An 18,332-nucleotide genomic window follows, 5' to 3' on the forward strand; every position below is an offset into this window, starting at 1 on the left:
TATAAAAAAGCCTACTCTCATGGAGTAGGCTTTTAGCGATCAACTTGTTTTAATAAAGTAATCAGAGTTAATTCGAATCTCAGGTAAAGGATTATTCTTAATAAATTCTATCCAATGATCCAGTTCGTTACCTACATTGTCATTCATGTTTATGATTAATTGAGTAACCAATGTTGAAATACTTGCTAGGAGCGCGAACTCATCTTGAGACATTATTAAATCGGCGTTCTCAATAATTGAATAGAAATATTTGTTGGAAAATTTAATTAAAAATTCACAATCTTCTTTTGAAAAGATTATTGGATGTAATTTAATAGTTAGATGAATAGTATCGCAAGCTACCAGTTTGTTATCATGTGATCCATATTTTACTATTGAAAATAATTGATTTATTAGAGGAGCAGGTTCTTCATCAATATGATTTTCTGCAATTAACTCTAAATAGCTAGATATTGCACTTATAGCATGTTTGATTGTATCATCGGTAAATTCCCATATCAAATCAGTATAATTTGTTGTCAAATCCAAATCTAAATTTAACCTTTTTGCTTGTGGAAGAAGGTGAATAAAACAATATAATTTCTTATGATATATTTCATTAATTAATGAACTTAATTTTCCCTTAAAATTATTATCAAAATGATTTAAAGGAATTGTTTTCAGAATAGTGTGTCTGAGGTAATGAACTAATTTTAATAAATAATCTGGTGAACGAAATAACCAGATACTTTCATTATCTGCTTCTAGCAGAAATTCCTTTTCTGAATCCCACCAGTGCAGGAATTTATCTAACCACTCAGCGTATATTTCTATTGGAATCTCTTTATATTTTTTTATAGTTTCTCTAATAATTAGACAGAATTCTCTAAAATAATTATCAAATGCTGAACCGTCAGTTATCACTCCGTTGTTTTTAATCTTAGGAATCTCTTTATTCATTATATAATTTTGAATAATCTGAAATGGTGATGTTTGTTGTTTGAGATTAATAGAGTCAACAATAAATTCAAAGGTACTTTGAAATAAGAAGTTACTAATACCAAAAGAACGACTAGGTTGTAAGGATTTAATATTTAATGCTAACAGCTGTTCTTGTTCTGTTGTCAGGTTATTTGTTTGATAAAGAAATACTAATCTTATTAGTGCGCTTTCTTTATTGACGTTTTCAAGTAAATTTAATTTAATTTCTTCTTTTATTTCTAGTTTTATCGGTGCAACATCATTAAGTGATAAAATTTCAAGAAACGGATCAAAGAAATTATTTGAGCTACTTTCAATGAACTGATTATCCATTGCCATTAGTAATTGTTCAAAAAAAGTTGTTCTTTGTTGATATGTTTTAGAGAAAGTTATTCTTTGGAACAATTTTGCAAATAGAGGAATTTCAGTTCGAATATATATTTTTTTGTTTTCAATTATTTCAAGAACCATTTGATCGAAAATATTTTGTTTTTCCGGAGAGAAAGCAAAGTACACACGTGATAAAATTTCAATCGCATGTTCAAATGGGACTAGTGGAGAAGGTTCTAAAATGGCATTACTTAATATGGACTCAATTATTTTTAATTGAGGAGATTGAAGGTAGTAAACAAATTGCCTCGTGAAAATATCTTCAATGTTTTTTCTTTTTGCATAATATATTTGCTTTATTAGTGAAAAGTTTGGCAGAGTTACACTAATGTTCTTATGGGCAATATCGAGTCTAGCACGTATAAAGTAAAGTCCAAATTTCTCTTGTAAAATTAAAGCGGCATATGAGTCTAAGATTTCTTGACGCATATAGTCACCTAATTTAGAACTAGTTTTTTTAGTTCTGGGATCAAAGCCAGGGGTCTCTTTATTACCTAAGTCATAGACATATTCCGTAACAGATAGCCATGTTTGTTCGAGTTCACTGTTCGAGTTGCAGTTATGAGAATTAATTTCACGCAATCTCTTTGAGTAGTATCCACGTTGATTTGTAATTCGCTCTAAATTATGAAGTATTACACTTTCCAGAGATAGTAATCTATAATTTTCATTTTCGATAGTTAATAATTTCTTGATTTTTACTAAACTTAACTCCAATAAATTTTCTGCAGCTTCCATCTGATCTATATTAGAATAAATGATGGCTTTTTTGATGTTCCATTCATAATCATTATTATTTATCAACCAATGGTTTAGCTGAATTAATACATCACTAATTTTATTTAAAGATAATAAATAGAGAATCGTTTCGTATTGGAGGAAGTGTTTTTCTTCAGAATTCAAGTTACAATCCTTAAAGATAATAGAATATTTGTTGAATTTGTCTTCATCTAGATCAAGTCTAGCTTCTCTAAGGAGAACAAGAACTATATCATTTAACTTGATATTTGGATCTTCTAGAGGTAGAAGCTCCTCTAGAATTTTTTCCAGAACTTGTTGTTTGTTAAAATCAAGTGGAATTGAAAATATGCCAAAACACCAGAGAAATTCATTTATTAAATTAATTTGTTCTCTGTTTATATTATTATCAAGACTGTTGAAATAATCATTGCTGAGTATGTGCAAATTGATAGCGTGTGATCTTCGTATTCTATCTGGTAGTAATACCCATCCAGGATAAGTTTTACGATTGTAAATGAAGGTTTCGATATTTTCATTATAATCACGATGTGGCCATTCGTTTTTTTTCTCTTTTGATTCGTTCATAAGGAAACTGAATACCTCTGTATACATGTGATTAAATGGGTTTGATTCTTTCGAATACAATTCTGTAAAATCAATTAATGTGAGTCCTTTCTTCTCTAATTCAACTTCTCGATGCTTTTGATTATAACCTAGCATATATATCTTTGGCATGTGTTCCCCTAAATTATCCGATACCCACGATGTCCAGTTACTAAAGTTAGGATCATCTCCTGAAAAACCAATTAACACAAAAGTTGTCTCCATAATTGACTGTTGAACCATATTTACAAATGGGCTAAATTTCACAGGATAATTGTTATAATCCGATTTCGTGAAAATAAAAGGCCTATTTGCAGGGAAGCTACCATGTAGCTTAATAATACGAGGTTGAACTGAATTTGGAATGTCACTTACATCATAGATAGTCTGATAATTTCTCTCATGAACATGACTCTTAGAGCGTTCTAAAAGAGTGTCGTAATTAGTTGTATAAATATCGCTCCAGGGTAGTCTTAACAAATCAAAATGAAGTTTATCAGGCTCGTAATTGTTATCGGGGATAGCATTTTTGAGAGCTTCATCTAGATGGGTTCTACCATACTCTTTAACATACATTTGACCAATATCTAATACATCTACATTGTCAAGGTTTCCTTTGTGACTCAAGCTTTTCGTAAGTTCGTTTTTTATATCATCCCAGAGAGCCATGCCATTAAAAGAATCTTCAATCTTTTTAGCATTTAAACTAAATCCAGCCCCAATCATTACAGTAACCCTACTTTTTCCATCATCTGACCACAATCTATCTCTTATTTTTTTGAGATGAGGATACATATCTAGATTTTCTTTAAAGAATTTTTCAACATCCTTGGTCATAGTTATTCTCCTAAGAATATGTATTTTTTAAAATATTTAAATGAAAATTTATAATTCTAATATGAGGATTCGACAATTCTCTTAAATTAGTGAAAGGTTATAATAATAAACCCATTTCATATTATATCCCATTCATATATTCAACTAAATATAAAATTGATTAGTAGTAGGAGGTAAACCCTTTGTTCAAAATCGGAAATCAAGGATCGTTTGAAACGCTTCCTGATCATGCCAGGGCAGTATATGAGGGAGATAGCGGTGCCGTAGAACAATTCATTAAACAGGGCATGGATCTCGAAGAAGAGATTACGCTCAGTAAATACATAGCATTAACGCCACTCGACATTGCCTTAATCTGTAATCAACCGGAAGTGGTTAAGTTGTTGGTGGAGCATGGAGTTAATCTGAATGTCAAAAATAATCCGGCAATCCTGAAGGCAGTTAGATATTGTGGAGAAGAAATAGTTCGATACCTGTACTAGCACGGTGCCAAGTTAAATGGACTTAATTGCGTCAAATCTAGTGCATTTGACGAAGTCTACTATGGTAACAAAAAAAATATAACCGTGCTAAATGAACTCGGGTTGGATATTCGAAATTATGGAGGCAAAACGTTACGCAAGGCTGTAGCTGATCACGATATGAAGACAATCCAGTATCTACTAGATGAAGGAGTGGACGTCAATTACAATGAACCGGATATGGTATATCCGTACAAGGCCACGCCTCTCACGGTAGCTGCACGACTTAATAACATGAAGATGGTTCGATATCTGGTAGACCAAGGAGCAGATGTGACTATACAGGAGAAGGATGGAGAGCGGGCGTATACGATTGCAGTGAGTCAGAAAAATGAAGTAATGGCTGAATATCTAAAGGGGCTTGAACCTCAAGACTTTCATGAAATAGACTTTCCAGATGATGAATCAGGCATTGGATATATAGAATTCTTTCATCTGATCAATACGGTGGAGATGAAAATGGGCAGACAGAAGTTACTGCGTATATCCTCAAACGTCGATCAATACTCACATATTCTGATTGTCTGGAATCCGAGCAAAAAAATGATTGGATATGCAGATATTGAACATCAAGAACATGGAACTATAGCTACATTTGAAGAGTTCTTGGCAGATCCGGTTACAGCTATAGAGGATTTCTTGAATTAGATGGATTGCATATGAACTTTCTATTAACCTCTTTCCTATGAACATATGGAAGAGGTTTTTACTATTATGAATATGATAATATAGGAAAAATATCATATGAAAAATGAACTATGTTAGTGCGTATTAAGGTTAGAAATGGTAAAATATCAATGCCTAACATGGATCAAGTAGATGAAAGATAATTAAATATAGGAAATAGTGTGGAATCAGTGTTTTAGCAAAAGAACTTTTTAGTAAATTATAGTAATCTAATACTGAATTGAGGAATTAAACATGGCAATTATTGACGTAATTAAGTATGATGGCTCACCTGATGTGTTTGCTTGGAAACATCCCGAGACTGAACTGGGAACATGGACTCAGTTAATTGTGAATCAATCTCAACAAGCAATTCTTTTCAAGGATGGAAGAGCGCTTGATATGTTTGGACCCGGAAGGCATACGTTGAGTACTGCGAATATCCCAATCTTGAACCGACTCGTTAACCTTCCGTTCGGAGGAAAGTCACCTTTTGCAGCAGAAGTATGGTATGTCAATCAAGTAAGCGCATTGGACGTTAAGTGGGGAACGGCGAATCCGATTCAGATCCAGGATCCCAAGTATAATATTATTGTTCCCGTAAGAACATTTGGACAAATGGGAATTAAAATTTCGGATTCACGAAAATTTTTGGTCAAGCTTGTGGGAACGCTGCCTGAGTTTAACCAAGCTAATATGATTAATTACTTCCGCGGGTTGATTATCATGAATATTAACTCCATGTTGTCATCATATCTAATACATAGAAAAGTAAGTGTTTTGGAGATCAATGCCTATATCGCCGAGATATCACGACATTTTGCAGATACGGTAGCTTCTACTTTTGAAGAATTTGGTATTGAGTTAATCAACCTGTATATTCACAATGTTAATCTGCCTGAAGAAGACCCTTCAGTCATTCGATTAAGAGAAGCGTTGGCGCGCAAAGCTGAGATGGATATTATTGGGTACACATATCAGCAAGAACGTTCGTTTGATACGCTTGAAGGTGCAGCGAAAAATGAAGGAAGCATGCAGTCAGACATCATGGGCGCAGGGCTTGGTATGGGCATGGGGGTTGGTCTGGGGGGTTCTTTCAGTGGCGAGATGTCCCAGATGTCTAAAGTGATGTCTACGAAGGAAACGCCTGCAGTAAGTATATGTAAGCAGTGTCATCATCCGAACCAAGAGAACAGCGCATTTTGCAGCAAATGTGGCAATTCATTAGCCGAAAAATCGGTAGCAACAACAGATTGCAATAATTGTGGACATGCCTTGCCAAAGGGAACCAAATTCTGTCCTAACTGTGGTGACAAATACCATGCATGTCCTTCATGTGGGGCGGATAATGCGGAGAACGCATTGGAATGTATCCAATGTCATCAACCGATGCCTAGCCAATGCCCAAATTGTAACCATATGAATTCCGGTCATACAAAATTCTGTGGCAACTGTGGCACAAGTTTAAGCTTGAAATGTAGTCGGTGCCAACATGAAGTAAAACCCGGCCAGAAGTTCTGTCTCGATTGCGGAAACAATCTGCAAGAAGGAGGACAGGCATAGTGATGGTCAAACGGAGCAATCTCTTGATTTTGGATGTCGTCTATTTAATATGCATGTTCGTATCATCAATCGTTTCTTTTACGCTGTTTAATCATGCGCTTCTGTCGTTTTCTTTTTGGATGAATCTCGTTGCTTCTTATGTAGCGATTACGGCTATTTGGATCTACGCGCGGTTCATCATGCAAAATATGGATCGGTTTAAACGGTTTGTTCCAGGTTACACAGCTTTAGGTGTAGTATTAGGTATTTATCTGATTTGTGTGATGATCTACACGTTGTTAACAGGTTCAGCAGATCATGCGCTTCGCTGGTTCGTATTGTTACACACGTTAACGATTGCGATCGCAATTATTTTGTGCGGAATCATTATGATCTATATTCAAAGTGCGCGCCGTCATGAAACAGATGAACATACAAAAATCGCAAACTTAGAATTAATCGAAAAAGCTTTACAACAATTGCTTCATACCATGGTGCAACATCCCGTCCTAACTGTGGAAGAAGAGCGCAAAACCGTTCAATCATTAATTGAACTTGTAAAGTATAGTGACCCAATCACTCCGGATTCCCTTGAGAAAAATGACCGCCAGATCTTGCTGGACATTGAGTTGATGAACAGTGAGCTTGCAAATCAGTACGAAGCAGGGGAATTGGTAAATAGTGAACGTTTTGCTTCGCAACTATCCCAGTTAAAGTTCCGTTTGAAAGAGCGCAATCAACAGATCATGACAAGCAAATCATAAATTGCAGGAGGAAACGCAGTGAAGAAATTTTTTGGCATTTTATTCATTATCCTTTCGTCCGTGACGATCCTGTTATCTTTAATATTAATATCCGAAGGAACAGAAACGGCCATTATAAGTACAATAATTCTTTTTATCCCCGGGGTTATCGTTCTCGTTACGGGCATTAAAATGTGTGGTCGACCTAAATCTCATTCTAGGACTGATCAATATCATCACTACGATTCTATTGATAAGCATAATTACGAAGATCAGCATCATGAGAAATATGACGAGACACCTCAAGAATCTGTAGCCGTGAATTGTTCAGGGTGTGGAGCCAAGGTAAAGGTATATCCTACTTTGTCTGCGGATTGTGAGTATTGCGGAACAACGATGAGGATCTCGTAGTCGTAGTTAACATAAATAGACTGTAACAGCTTTAGCGGATGGATACCTGTAGTGTGTCGGCTAGGCGTAGAGTTTGTTTGGGAGGAATCAGATTGAGGAAGTTTTTCGGGTTCATTTTTATGGTGTATGCAATTGGCACACCCATTGCTTTTTTCAATGCAGACAATCACAAAAGTGGAGATCTATTTGGCATAATTGGAGTTATTATCGTTGAATTTTTATTTTTGTTTTTTGGTATTAAATTGCTTAGGAAAAAACGTGTTAAGAAAAAGCGTGTCCCTGAACGAAAGTTTTATGGGGGAGACTATGGAGGTCATCTTGATCGCGAAAATGCGAATCCGCATACTTATTCAAGTTACAATAGCAACACCGTGAGTTACAGTAGTCATAATACAATTAACTATACAGAGATCAATTTTTCAGATAAGGAAAACACTGAAGAGAAAGCCGAAGAAAAAGTTGAAGAGCCACAAAGGCCTGTTTCAGTGAGTTGCCCGGGGTGTGGGGCGAAGGCAAAAGTGCTTCCCAAGCAATCAACGGACTGCGAGTATTGCGGAACAACAGTTGTAGCAAATTAGAATGGTTCAGAATGGATACGTGAAGGGTTAAGCCTGATTCCTATGGAGTCGGGCTTTTAATCTCCTCAATTTAGAATCTCTAAAAGACCCTCAAACGATCAAATCGTCATATAATTCCACGTGAGTTGCCTTAATGTAGTCCCTTTAATGAAACGTTTCGAATTCACATTTATAATTAATCCACATTATGTTCAGTGTTTGTAAGCGTTCTATTTTCTTGTTTACGGAAATGGGAAAATTATGATAACATATACACGAAACGTTTCGAATCCATTTGAAGGGAGAAAATCATGAAAAAAGTAAAACAATTCAGCTTCATTTTAACTTTTTGTCTGTTAGCTAATCTAGCTTTAACTCCTATGGCTTCAGCAGGTGACTCAAGCAATTTAATTGGATTTCGAACAGAATTGAAAGCGATTGCATATAAAAGCTATACGTTTTTTGAGGACTATACGGATGAGAACACTGGCTTGACTTACGATGAAGTGCGGCTCACTGAAAACGGGACAGAAGAAGCTAAACGTACCTCGCCCACGAACATCGCAATGTATATGATGAGTACCGTTTCAGCGCAACAATTGGGCATTATTTCAAAGAAAGAAGCTGTACATCGCCTGCAAATGACTATACATTCCCTCGAAAAGTTAGAAAAGTGGAACGGCCTATTTTATAACTGGTATAACACGGATGACGGTTCAGTGAAGAAAGATTGGGGACAATTTATTTCCCAAGTCGATAATGGCTGGTTATCCGCTGGTTTAATTGTTGTTGGGCAAGCCTATGAAGAACTTCATGGGGAAACAAGCAAGTTGGTTGAAAATATGAATTATACTCCGCTATATGATCCTGAAGTAGGCCAATTCCGCGGAGGTTATGATGTGGCTAAAGGCGCGCTGACGGACCACCATTACGGAATGTTTTACACGGAACCACGTGTAGGCAGCTATATTGCTATTGGGAAAGGTGACGTTCCTCAAGATCATTGGTGGAAGATGTATCGCACATTACCTCAAGAATGGGATTGGCAAGCTCAGATTCCTCAAGGCAAATCCGTTAAGTACGATGGAGTGGATGTGTTTGAAGGAAGTTATGTATACAAGGACAAAAATTTTGTGCCAAGCTGGGGAGGCAGTATGTTTGAAGCTCTTATGCCGGGTATGGTCATAAAGGAAAAAGAGATGGGTACTCAAGCTTTGGGATTGAACAACCAGCGTCATGTCGAATTGCAAATCGAATATGCCAAAGAAAAAGGGTATGCCGCATGGGGCTTTTCACCTTCTGCAACTCCGACAGGTTACAGTGAGTTTGCAGCAACGCCGTTAGGTACCTCGGGTTACAAAGATGGAGCAACGGTAACAGCACATGCATCATTCCTGGCCCTGGATTATGCCCCTGAAGCTGTTCGAAAGAACATTAAAGCTTTAAAGAACTTCAAAATGTTTGGCAAATATGGGTTCTATGACTCAGTCAATGTTGAAACGGGAGAACTTACAAAAGCTTATCTGGCACTGGATCAAGGAATGATTATGGTATCGATCGCTAACTATCTTCAAGATGGCGTTATCCGCGATTATTTTCACAGTGATGTGATAGGGCAGACACCAGAAGAATTATTGAAAAAAGAAGTTTTTTCCATTCAATAAAGGGTTGCTTTAGATTAGAGCAAGTTCACTAACGAATGGGACCAAGATAAAAAGATGGGCGGAACGAAGCAGGATATCAGCATGCTTCGTTCCGTTTTTGCGTTTACCATTGATAATAAAGTCGCAGATCGATTAGATTATGGAATTTATCCGGAAAAAGAAAAGGCATTTACAATGGCGATTTTAAGACTTACGTTGTGGGGCATAAGCGCAAAGAAAGACGCGTACGCCTTCAGTGATGATACGTTTAGTTTGCTCCTCCTCTAATGTCCCGATTTTTCCCGGTTGATTAAATACCAATAAAAACGTTAATGCAGCGAAGTGCTTTGCAGCCATTTTAGGATCAATCACATCGAGCAGTCCGTTTTGTCCAAATTCTGTAAACCTCCTGATAATCCCCTCTTCAGTTGCGTTATCCAGCCTTTCAAAAAACGAGTCTGACAGGTTGGCAGCTTCCACCATAACCAGACGGATCAAAGCCTTGTAATCGGACGAACCGTTTGCAGAAGCTATGATTTGTTCACAAAATAAGATGAGTGCCTGCTCAAGATCTTCGAATTTCAAGAGGTGGTCTGAAATCCCTTGCTCAATCATGACGAGAACCGCCGAACTGGATTCTCCCACAACGGCAAGCAGTAGGTTCTGTTTGTCCCCATAATAATCATAAACTGTCCGTTTGGAAACTCCCGCTTTAGTTGCGACCGCATCGACACTGGAACGATCAAACCCTTCCGAAAGAAACAGATCTCGTGCCGCCGCAATAATTTTAGCTCGTTTGTCTGAAGAGCCTTTGCGGATTTTCTTGTTTTGCGTATGATCCATTCTTACGTTTTCCCCCTTATATGTGTATTTCAGAAATGGATTAGAGTCCTGCTTTACAAACTACACTGTACGGTGTAGTGTAACAAATGTAGCGTATCAAATCAATGATCAAGGAGGTTTTTATTCATGAATACCATACCGTCTGTTGTTGATGTTCTCATTGTCGGGGCCGGACCCACAGGGCTTACACTTGCCTGCGACCTTGCCCGTCGAAACGTCAACCATCGTATTATTGAACGAAGCACCGTGTATAACGTTGCATCTCGCGCCAAAGGAATCCAGCCTCGCTCGCTTGAAGTCATCGATGATTTGGAAGCCGTTCACTACATTGTTGATACAGGTGTTGTGGACTTGCCTGTTCGTTATTATACCGCAGATGGCAGAAGTGTGGACAAGCCGACTATTACCGTTGCAGCCAGCGCCGAACTTGAGACACCCTATCGTGATCCGGTCTGGATTGCTCAATTTGATGTGGAAAAAGCGTTGCGCGACCGATATGCAGTGCTTGGCGGTCAAGTTGAGTTGGGCATGGAAGCTGTAGGGCTTGTTCAGGATGTGGATGGTGTATCGGTAACGTTGAATACAGCACAAGGAGAAGAGCAAATTCGTGCTCGTTATGTAGTCGGCGCTGACGGGGGCAAAAGCAATATCCGCAAATTTATACACTTACCGTTGGTTGGGGAAACACATGATCATGAGCGATGGTATCTTGGCGATGTACGATTGGAAGGGTTAGATCGTGACCATATCCATATCTGGACTTCTTCGGAGGGGATGATCGGGGTGACGCCGCTACCAAAATCCGATATTTGGCAACTGCAGGCTACAATTCCGGCAGACATTGATGAACCAGAGCAACCGTCGCTAGAGGTGTATCAAGCCATGTTTGACCAGCGCGCCGGGGCCGGACGTGTTCGGCTTACGGATGCTTTTTGGTTGTCCATCTACCGGGTCAACGTTCGTATGGTTGAATGTTACCGAAACAACCGGGTCTTTCTTGCCGGTGATGCTGCTCATGTTCATTCGCCGGCCGGTGGTCAAGGCATGAATACGGGAATACAGGACGCATACAACCTCGGCTGGAAGCTGGCGGCTGTCATACACGGAGCAGACACCGCCTTACTCGACACCTACGATGAGGAGCGCCGCCCAGTGGCTCAGGCCGTGCTCAAAGACAGCACTAAGAAGATGGGAGGCGTTATAAGAACGGCGACTGAAGGCGGAGGGTTGTCCCAATCCTTGAGCACCATATCCGACGATCTGACGAGCGGGCTTCTCATTTCCTATCGTTCAAGTTCGCTTACCCATCCGTCTGCTCGAACAAATGCTACCCGTTTACTTCCTGGAGATCGTGCTCCTAATGCTACTGGACTACAAGGCACCGGGTTTGCAGGAAGTGTCTTTGACCTCTTGCGCGGCCCACACTGGACGCTTTTGGCTTTTGCAAACAACATTGATCCTTCTCTGAAGAACTTCACCAACGATGCACTCCATTTGCATTATATCCTTCCATCTAAGGTGGAGGGGGCGGAAGGTATAATAGACACTGCAGGGAATGCCTATCGAGTTTACGATGTCGCAAGTAAAGAACTTGTATTGATTCGTCCTGACGGTTACATTGCCCTGCGCACCTCCATTGATGATACCGCATCGATCCTGAATTACTTGAAATTGTGTGGCTTATCATAGGATCGAGCGACCCAAGGTTCTGCGCGAGTCACGTCATCTTATTGAAAATAGAGTGTAAGAAATTCTATTCATGCAAAAAAGGGTCCTGCCATTTTCATAACAGGACCCTTTTTGTGTAGCCTAGAAATCCCTCAAACGATCAAATACCTCATATAATTCCTCGTGATTGACCTTAATCAAATCATCTTGACGCAGTTCCAAATTCTGTTGTAGCTGATTCAGTAACTCCGTTAGAACAACATAAATCTCTTCCCGCTCAACAGTTTCAATAAAGCCGGTCTTGGCATCCATCTTGTTGAAGGTCTGTGTATAGTTCTCAACCATGGAGACGAGTTGTTTGTGCATAGCTTCCTGATTATTAAAATCTTGACTTAAGTGACGGATTTCCTTCGAGCACTGCTTGTACAATTGAGCTGCTTTTTTGGCGTGAGCTGCCTTGATGTGGTCCCGTCCATCCCAATCCCGAAATGGATTGTTCAGGTTCTCCGCAAGCCATTCCGGTTTGCGTGCTTTGGTGATCTCTATATCATGTCCGGCAGCAGCAGATTTTTTATATCTTGTTTTAATCGATTTGGCTGCATCGGCAGGCAGGCTGGTTAGCCACAGCGTAGCCAATTTTGGAAGTTGCTCTGGATCAGGGAATTGTTCACCTTTGAAGCCGAACAGGTCGTATGTAGTGAAGGTTTGCAAATTTGCCAAATGCTGAATCGATTCTATATGGGATACATTGCCGGGTTTACCCCACAATCGCAACTCTGAAAGCTCAGGATAATACTGCACAAGTGGCTCCAGATTGAGCTCCGTGATATCTCTGATATACAGACCTTCAAGCCGTGAGATGCCCGTAACCTGTGGCAGGCCCGATGGAACATTGAGAGTGATGCATTTACCGTCTTCATAAGCCACGATACGCAGATCAGGAGATAACTCTCCTGTGAAATTCAGACTTTTCATCTTTGTGTTCAAAATTAACTCCTTCAACCCGCTGACATCCACAATAAGTTTGGTCAGGTGACTGCTGCTGATATCGAGTATCGTTTGACCATGATGTATGATATGAAGTTCATTAATGAACGGGTTGTCCTCTATAAATGGAAAGATCGATTCCGTATATCCATCCATTTCAATATGTGTCAGGCAAGGTAGCTTTGCGAGTTCGGCTACATCTTCCGCAGATGTAGGCCTGAAATCGCGGAGTGTGCTCGTACTGCGCCGCATTACACGATTGCCAACCATGACTTCTTTGTCATCATCCGCAGCTTGTTTGAACTGCGCTCTTCGGATCGCATCGATACCTTCCCATTCACGCTGGAGATAGAGACTTTCTCCGATCGGCCAGCCTCCACCATACGTATTTGTTTCCTCGGTGTAGGGAGGAGGGATATTGCCTGCAAGCACATACTGTGAAGGAACATTAGCACTCACGAAACTATGGACAAGTCGTTCATTCCAGAAATAGAAATTACAGATCAACGGTTTCATCTGATGAAGCTGCATCTCATTAGGCAGTTGATCACCGGTCCAATCCAACTGAAGGACGGAGGCAAGCGTGTCGGAAGTTTTACCCTCCGTTTCTTTCAGTCCAATCACCTGGCAGGCTGTATATTGTTGTAATTTTTCGACGTACACGCAGTACACATCTCCAACATTGGGGATCATGTTACGCTCCTTTCGTTCTGCACCAATCGATGCTAAGCTACTTGTAAACCAAGTATTCTGCAGAACTAATAATAGATGAATTATATCAAAGTCATTCAGAGACTACCATTTCGGGATAGGGGCGAACAGGCTTGAATACTTTTATAAAAAGGAACGATGTTTATGGATACAAGTATGAGCCGTAACAAAAAACTGGGTGAGTTCTTGAAATCACGGAGAAGCCGCATTCAACCGGAACAGGTTGGATTGTCAGGATCTTATGGACAGCGAAGAACACCTGGTCTACGGCGGGAAGAAGTAGCGGTATTGGCTGGTGTAAGTGCAACTTACTACACGTGTCTAATTCGTTTATACATGATTCTAAGAAACCTAAAGTTCAGGATTAAAACAATATATAACATGTGTCAACGGTATTATCTTTCTATTCTCCGGCATACAGTACAACAATGAGATGTATGCCCAAGGAGGAGAAATGATCGTATGATGAATCCGATTTTACAAGCCCCGAATGTTCCGCTGGCAGCCGATTCCAATGCGGTTGTCAATTATCAGAGGGATTCACGCAACTATGTAACCCAGTTGTTTGGAGAACAGCTGCCGACCATTGCGAATGGTTTCTTCAACGTGTACTTAAGCAAAGGAATTATTGTGCAGCCGCACTGGCACACCAATGTCACGGAGATGGTTGTGGTCATCACCGGTGAAATTACAGCGTCAGTCTTCAATCCGTTTACGCGTGAACGATTGACATATCGTCTGAAACCAGGGCAGGTCGTGGTATTTCCGAAAGGCTGGTTTCACTGGTTTGTCGCTGAGACAGATGATGTATATGTATTAACTATCTTTGATCAACCAACGCCTGATATTGTGTTTGGAGCGGATTTCTTGGCAGCTACACCGCCGGAGGTGGCTCACCGCGCGTACTGTTTGGATGAAGAGGCGTATGCCAGAGCCGTTGCGTCCATTAAAAATGATGCGATTCTGGGCCCTCCAATAGGATGTGATACGCAGGTCTCTGATCAATCGACTTCCCCTTCCAAGACGTCCGTGTCACCATCCAGTAAGCTGAAGTCTTAATTCAAAATTCCTTATTCATTATCAAAGTACAGAGCCTGTAACTGGAGAATAACAGTTGCAGGTTTTTTGATGTGTCGATGCAATAATCTTACGATAAAAATTCAAAATGCCTGAGTCAGTGTGTTCCGTTCTCTGTTAGTATAGTATGAACATCCAACAAAAACGGAGGACTCATGAATGAACATGTCAGAACTGAAAACGCTTGAAATTGCAATGAGTTATGCACCTATCTTGATGTTTGACAGAGCCGAACCCTTTTATCCTGATTTTGTTGGCATTTCTGTGTTGCATCAATCTGGGCCTTCACCATCGTTCAGAAGGGACATTAAGTTTCCGACCGAGGCAGTACAATATGTAATTGAATATGCAATCTGGTGGGATTATGAGATTGGACATTTGTATGAAATGGAGCATGTATGGGTTTATGTGGGTCATGATGGAGAGGTAGTAGACTGTGAAGCCAGCTTTCATGGGAAGGTGCTACGCGGATTGTTGAAGGAACGGGTCAATGTGGTTGGACATCATGTATGTCTGTACTCGCAGCCAGGCAAACATGCTTTCTCACCACTTCCAGTTGTATTTGAGTTATTGCCAAACCTGTATAGTGCAGCAGGTGCCGAAGCTGGATGTGATGGGCTACTTGTGAATGAGTTGTTTCAAGGTTATTTTGAAACGAATGAACTGATCGATGCTCAGGTGGAGCGTTATCTGCAGACCAAAGCGTTTGTACCTACCATGGAGTTCGAAGAATATTTACTAAAACCGGAGATGTTCATGACGTGGGATAACCTGTTTGATATTATTCCGCATAGGATTAAGGACCGCTTAATAGAACTGGAGCAGCTATATAACACATAAGTAATTAGTTTTAAACGGGTTTTATGTTAATTTAAAGTGTGTTTTTTCGCTTCAAAACCAAACTTTGTTAATTCGGGTTTGGTTTTTTTTTATGGGAAAATGGACTCAGTATGAGTAAGGATTTATTAGACTTAAGTCTTGAAATGTTGAGTATGTGCAGCAAAATACATAATTTTTACGCATGGAAAATGATATTTGTTAGACGTAAGAACTATACAACTTCTTATGTAAATATAAGAAAATCATATCACATGAAATTTTGTATGGAGATGTATTTGCAAATCAATGCAGAATGTAGATTATACATATATATGTAAGTGGAAAAAGAAATTTAATAGGTAAAAAGTATAAATTATATTAAAAAGAAGTTTCTTTATATCTGAAATAAAAATTCATAATAGTGCAAATTTATAGAAATAAAAATTTCCTATTCAGTTTTAATATATTTATGTCGAAATAGATCGTAAGTTGTCTGGAGCGCGACCTAGAGAAGGGTTTACTAAGCGTTATATACATAACTGGACACTACGATGCCTAGGAGGAGATTACATGAAGTGGTTTGGAAACTTGAAAACAGCAACAAAGATTATCTCAGCATTTTTAATTGTGTCGATAATCCTCGCGTCGCTTGGCGTCTACTCGGTAGTAACATTGAGAAGTACAAATGAACGAATGCAAGAGATGTATAACAACAATCTGATCTCAGTTAGGGAACTGTCCTCAGCTCAGGTTGATTATCAGAGATTGCGAGTTAACGTGCGAGATTTGAATTATGAAACGGTAGCAGCAGAACAGACCAGAGTTACGGAAAATATCGCTACAATTCGTCAATCCATGGAGGAGCGACTTGCTACGTATCGTCCTCTTGCTACTACCCCGGAAGAAGCGGAATTGCTTCGTAAGTTAGATACCCAATATACCAGCTATATGAAACTTTATGATCAAGGCGTCACTATGGCGGTATCAGATGATGATGCAGCTTTCATTACATTCCTGAAATCAACATTGAAACCTCCGGGTGATGAGGTTGTAAAAACACTCGCAGACTTGGTGGATCTCAATGTAACATTGGCAGATCAGGCTAACACGAAGTCTGAAGAAGCCTACACAACTTCCTTTGCAGTAACAATTGTTATGGTCGTTGCATCCGTACTCTTCAGTGTCCTCATTGGATACATAATCTCTCGCTCCATTTCGAAGCCACTCATGGCCATGCTGGGTCTAGCTACGGAAGTTGCCAACGGAAATCTGACCCTTAAATCAGACATCTCTAGCAAAGACGAAGTGGGTCAACTGGCTGCGGCATTGAATCGTATGGTCGACAACCTGAAAGAGTTAATCAACAATATCGTGATGAACTCTCAAAGTGTTGCCGCTTCTTCGGAACAGATCTCAGCTAGCACACAGGAAATTGCAAGCACCAGCACAAGCCAATCCAGTGAGGCAGGAAACATCTCCGAATTGTTCAAGGAGCTTTCGCTTGCCATTAACTCTGTCGCTGCAAGTGCGGAAGAAGCTGCTGAGTTGTCCAACGATACCGTGAAGACTGCCCGTGAAGGTGGACTTGTTGTACAGACTTCATTGGAAGGTATGCAAGCTGTTAATACAAAAATGACCAAGCTTGAAGATGATTCTCGTAAAATTGGTGACATCATCGAAGTGATTGACGATATCGCTGAGCAGACCAATCTGCTCGCGCTGAATGCTGCGATTGAAGCGGCACGTGCGGGAGAACAAGGACGAGGATTCGCCGTAGTAGCAGATGAAGTCCGGAAACTTGCAGAACGAAGTGGTGAGGCAACCAAAGAAATTACAGCCATCATCAAAGCAATGCAGGAAAATACGAGACAAAGTGTGCAAGCCGTAGCAGCAAGTGTTGAGCAGTCTTCCATGACTGGCCAGGCGTTTGATCAGATCATTGATATGGTCAATAACTCTTCACAGAAAGTAAACGAAATTGCTGCTGCATGTGAAGAAGAAGCAGCCCAAGCCGCAGAGGTGATGAGCTCTGTTGAATCCATCTCGGCTTCCAGTGAGGAATCCGCGGCTGCATCGGAAGAGACGGCGGCAACCTGCCAGTCTCTGGCACATCTTGCTGAAGAGCTGGCGAATTCAGCGTCTGCCTTCAAAACCCAATAAACCAATTGAATTGAGGGTGAATCGATGTCTTCACTTCAGAAGGAACAATATATTGAACTGTCTGTAGGTGCAGAGACCTGCGCCATTCGAATCGAAGAAATTCACGAAATCATTAAAATGCTCAGCATCACAGATATCCCATTCAGCCGCCCAGAGATCAAAGGGGTAGTTAATCTGCGTGGCAAGGTTGTATGTGTAATGAGTCTGCGGAACCTGCTGGGTATGCCGGATGAACCGGACACCAGAGCGACTCGTATTATCGTAGTTCGACATCAGGAAGAATATATTGGCTTGATCGTGGATCGAGTAAACAAGGTAACCACATATTCGGAAATACATCCGCCAACCGGCGGATATGGTCGTAACCGTGAAGGTTTATTCCATGGTGTCGGTCAACAGGAAGACAAGCTTGTGGGCATTTTGAAACTGGACGAAATATTGGGCGGTTAGGGA

The 18,332-nt window shown here is 40.1% G+C and carries 12 protein-coding genes and 2 pseudogenes; 11 read left to right on the forward strand and 3 right to left on the reverse strand.

Annotated features, from left to right (window positions below; translation table 11 throughout):
• Window positions 1-39 precede the first annotated feature (39 nt).
• On the reverse strand, window positions 40-3,531 hold the full coding sequence (locus NSQ38_RS17375; protein WP_339783131.1) for an SIR2 family protein: 3,492 nt from the start codon (window positions 3,529-3,531) through the stop codon (window positions 40-42).
• Between the two features lie 182 nt (window positions 3,532-3,713).
• Between NSQ38_RS17375 and NSQ38_RS17380 the strand changes: the two are divergent.
• From NSQ38_RS17380 to NSQ38_RS17400, 5 genes and pseudogenes are all read left to right on the forward strand, one after another.
• Window positions 3,714-4,700, forward strand: a pseudogene (locus tag NSQ38_RS17380) (ankyrin repeat domain-containing protein).
• 273 nt (window positions 4,701-4,973) lie between these two features.
• On the forward strand, window positions 4,974-6,281 hold the full coding sequence (locus NSQ38_RS17385) for an SPFH domain-containing protein (RefSeq protein ID WP_339783132.1): 1,308 nt from the start codon (window positions 4,974-4,976) through the stop codon (window positions 6,279-6,281).
• A 53-nt stretch (window positions 6,282-6,334) separates the two neighbouring features.
• The gene (locus NSQ38_RS17390) at window positions 6,335-7,024 is read left to right on the forward strand and encodes a hypothetical protein (RefSeq protein WP_339783134.1); all 690 of its coding nucleotides are present in this window, start codon (window positions 6,335-6,337) and stop codon (window positions 7,022-7,024) included.
• A 482-nt stretch (window positions 7,025-7,506) separates the two neighbouring features.
• Window positions 7,507-7,992, forward strand: a complete 486-nt coding sequence (locus NSQ38_RS17395; protein ID WP_339783136.1) for a hypothetical protein — start codon at window positions 7,507-7,509, stop codon at window positions 7,990-7,992.
• Window positions 7,993-8,282: 290 nt separating this feature from the next.
• Window positions 8,283-9,635 carry a glucoamylase family protein gene (locus tag NSQ38_RS17400; RefSeq protein WP_339783138.1) on the forward strand — a complete coding sequence of 451 codons (1,353 nt, stop codon included), beginning with the start codon at window positions 8,283-8,285 and terminating at the stop codon, window positions 9,633-9,635.
• Between the two features lie 183 nt (window positions 9,636-9,818).
• Here NSQ38_RS17400 and NSQ38_RS17405 read toward each other — a convergent pair whose 3' ends face one another.
• Window positions 9,819-10,457, reverse strand: a complete 639-nt coding sequence (locus NSQ38_RS17405; protein ID WP_339783140.1) for a TetR/AcrR family transcriptional regulator — start codon at window positions 10,455-10,457, stop codon at window positions 9,819-9,821.
• 126 nt (window positions 10,458-10,583) lie between these two features.
• Here NSQ38_RS17405 and NSQ38_RS17410 point away from each other — a divergent pair, with 126 nt between their 5' ends.
• The gene (locus NSQ38_RS17410) at window positions 10,584-12,146 is read left to right on the forward strand and encodes an FAD-dependent monooxygenase (protein WP_339783142.1); all 1,563 of its coding nucleotides are present in this window, start codon (window positions 10,584-10,586) and stop codon (window positions 12,144-12,146) included.
• 120 nt (window positions 12,147-12,266) lie between these two features.
• On the opposite strand, the gene NSQ38_RS17415 is transcribed toward NSQ38_RS17410, so the two are convergent.
• Entirely contained in the window at window positions 12,267-13,805 is a 1,539-nt protein-coding gene (locus NSQ38_RS17415) for a hypothetical protein (protein WP_339783143.1), read from the reverse strand.
• A 162-nt stretch (window positions 13,806-13,967) separates the two neighbouring features.
• Here NSQ38_RS17415 and NSQ38_RS17420 point away from each other — a divergent pair.
• From NSQ38_RS17420 to NSQ38_RS17440, 5 genes and pseudogenes are all read left to right on the forward strand, one after another.
• A pseudogene (locus NSQ38_RS17420) lies at window positions 13,968-14,141 on the forward strand (XRE family transcriptional regulator); the annotation flags it as partial.
• A 144-nt stretch (window positions 14,142-14,285) separates the two neighbouring features.
• Entirely contained in the window at window positions 14,286-14,882 is a 597-nt protein-coding gene (locus NSQ38_RS17425) for a cupin domain-containing protein (protein WP_338587415.1), read from the forward strand.
• 177 nt (window positions 14,883-15,059) lie between these two features.
• On the forward strand, window positions 15,060-15,740 hold the full coding sequence (locus NSQ38_RS17430) for a hypothetical protein (RefSeq protein ID WP_339783145.1): 681 nt from the start codon (window positions 15,060-15,062) through the stop codon (window positions 15,738-15,740).
• A 549-nt stretch (window positions 15,741-16,289) separates the two neighbouring features.
• On the forward strand, window positions 16,290-17,879 hold the full coding sequence (locus NSQ38_RS17435; RefSeq protein ID WP_339783147.1) for a methyl-accepting chemotaxis protein: 1,590 nt from the start codon (window positions 16,290-16,292) through the stop codon (window positions 17,877-17,879).
• 24 nt (window positions 17,880-17,903) lie between these two features.
• Entirely contained in the window at window positions 17,904-18,329 is a 426-nt protein-coding gene (locus tag NSQ38_RS17440; protein WP_017687852.1) for a chemotaxis protein CheW, read from the forward strand.
• Window positions 18,330-18,332: the final 3 nt, after the last annotated feature.

It is taken from the genome of Paenibacillus sp. FSL R7-0313, from assembly GCF_037969885.1.
GTDB lineage: Bacteria > Bacillota > Bacilli > Paenibacillales > Paenibacillaceae > Paenibacillus.

What these genes read in the sequence shown, in the direction of transcription:
- NSQ38_RS17425 (WP_338587415.1), top strand. Translation starts at nt 14,286, where the DNA reads ATGATGAATCCGATTTTACAAGCCCCGAATGTTCCGCTGGCAGCCGAT.
- NSQ38_RS17415 (WP_339783143.1), bottom strand. Translation starts at nt 13,805, where the DNA reads ATGATCCCCAATGTTGGAGATGTGTACTGCGTGTACGTCGAAAAATTA.
- NSQ38_RS17400 (WP_339783138.1), top strand. Translation starts at nt 8,283, where the DNA reads ATGAAAAAAGTAAAACAATTCAGCTTCATTTTAACTTTTTGTCTGTTA.
- NSQ38_RS17435 (WP_339783147.1), top strand. Translation starts at nt 16,290, where the DNA reads ATGAAGTGGTTTGGAAACTTGAAAACAGCAACAAAGATTATCTCAGCA.
- NSQ38_RS17430 (WP_339783145.1), top strand. Translation starts at nt 15,060, where the DNA reads ATGAACATGTCAGAACTGAAAACGCTTGAAATTGCAATGAGTTATGCA.
- NSQ38_RS17375 (WP_339783131.1), bottom strand. Translation starts at nt 3,531, where the DNA reads ATGACCAAGGATGTTGAAAAATTCTTTAAAGAAAATCTAGATATGTAT.
- NSQ38_RS17405 (WP_339783140.1), bottom strand. Translation starts at nt 10,457, where the DNA reads ATGGATCATACGCAAAACAAGAAAATCCGCAAAGGCTCTTCAGACAAA.
- NSQ38_RS17410 (WP_339783142.1), top strand. Translation starts at nt 10,584, where the DNA reads ATGAATACCATACCGTCTGTTGTTGATGTTCTCATTGTCGGGGCCGGA.
- NSQ38_RS17390 (WP_339783134.1), top strand. Translation starts at nt 6,335, where the DNA reads ATGTTCGTATCATCAATCGTTTCTTTTACGCTGTTTAATCATGCGCTT.
- NSQ38_RS17440 (WP_017687852.1), top strand. Translation starts at nt 17,904, where the DNA reads ATGTCTTCACTTCAGAAGGAACAATATATTGAACTGTCTGTAGGTGCA.
- NSQ38_RS17385 (WP_339783132.1), top strand. Translation starts at nt 4,974, where the DNA reads ATGGCAATTATTGACGTAATTAAGTATGATGGCTCACCTGATGTGTTT.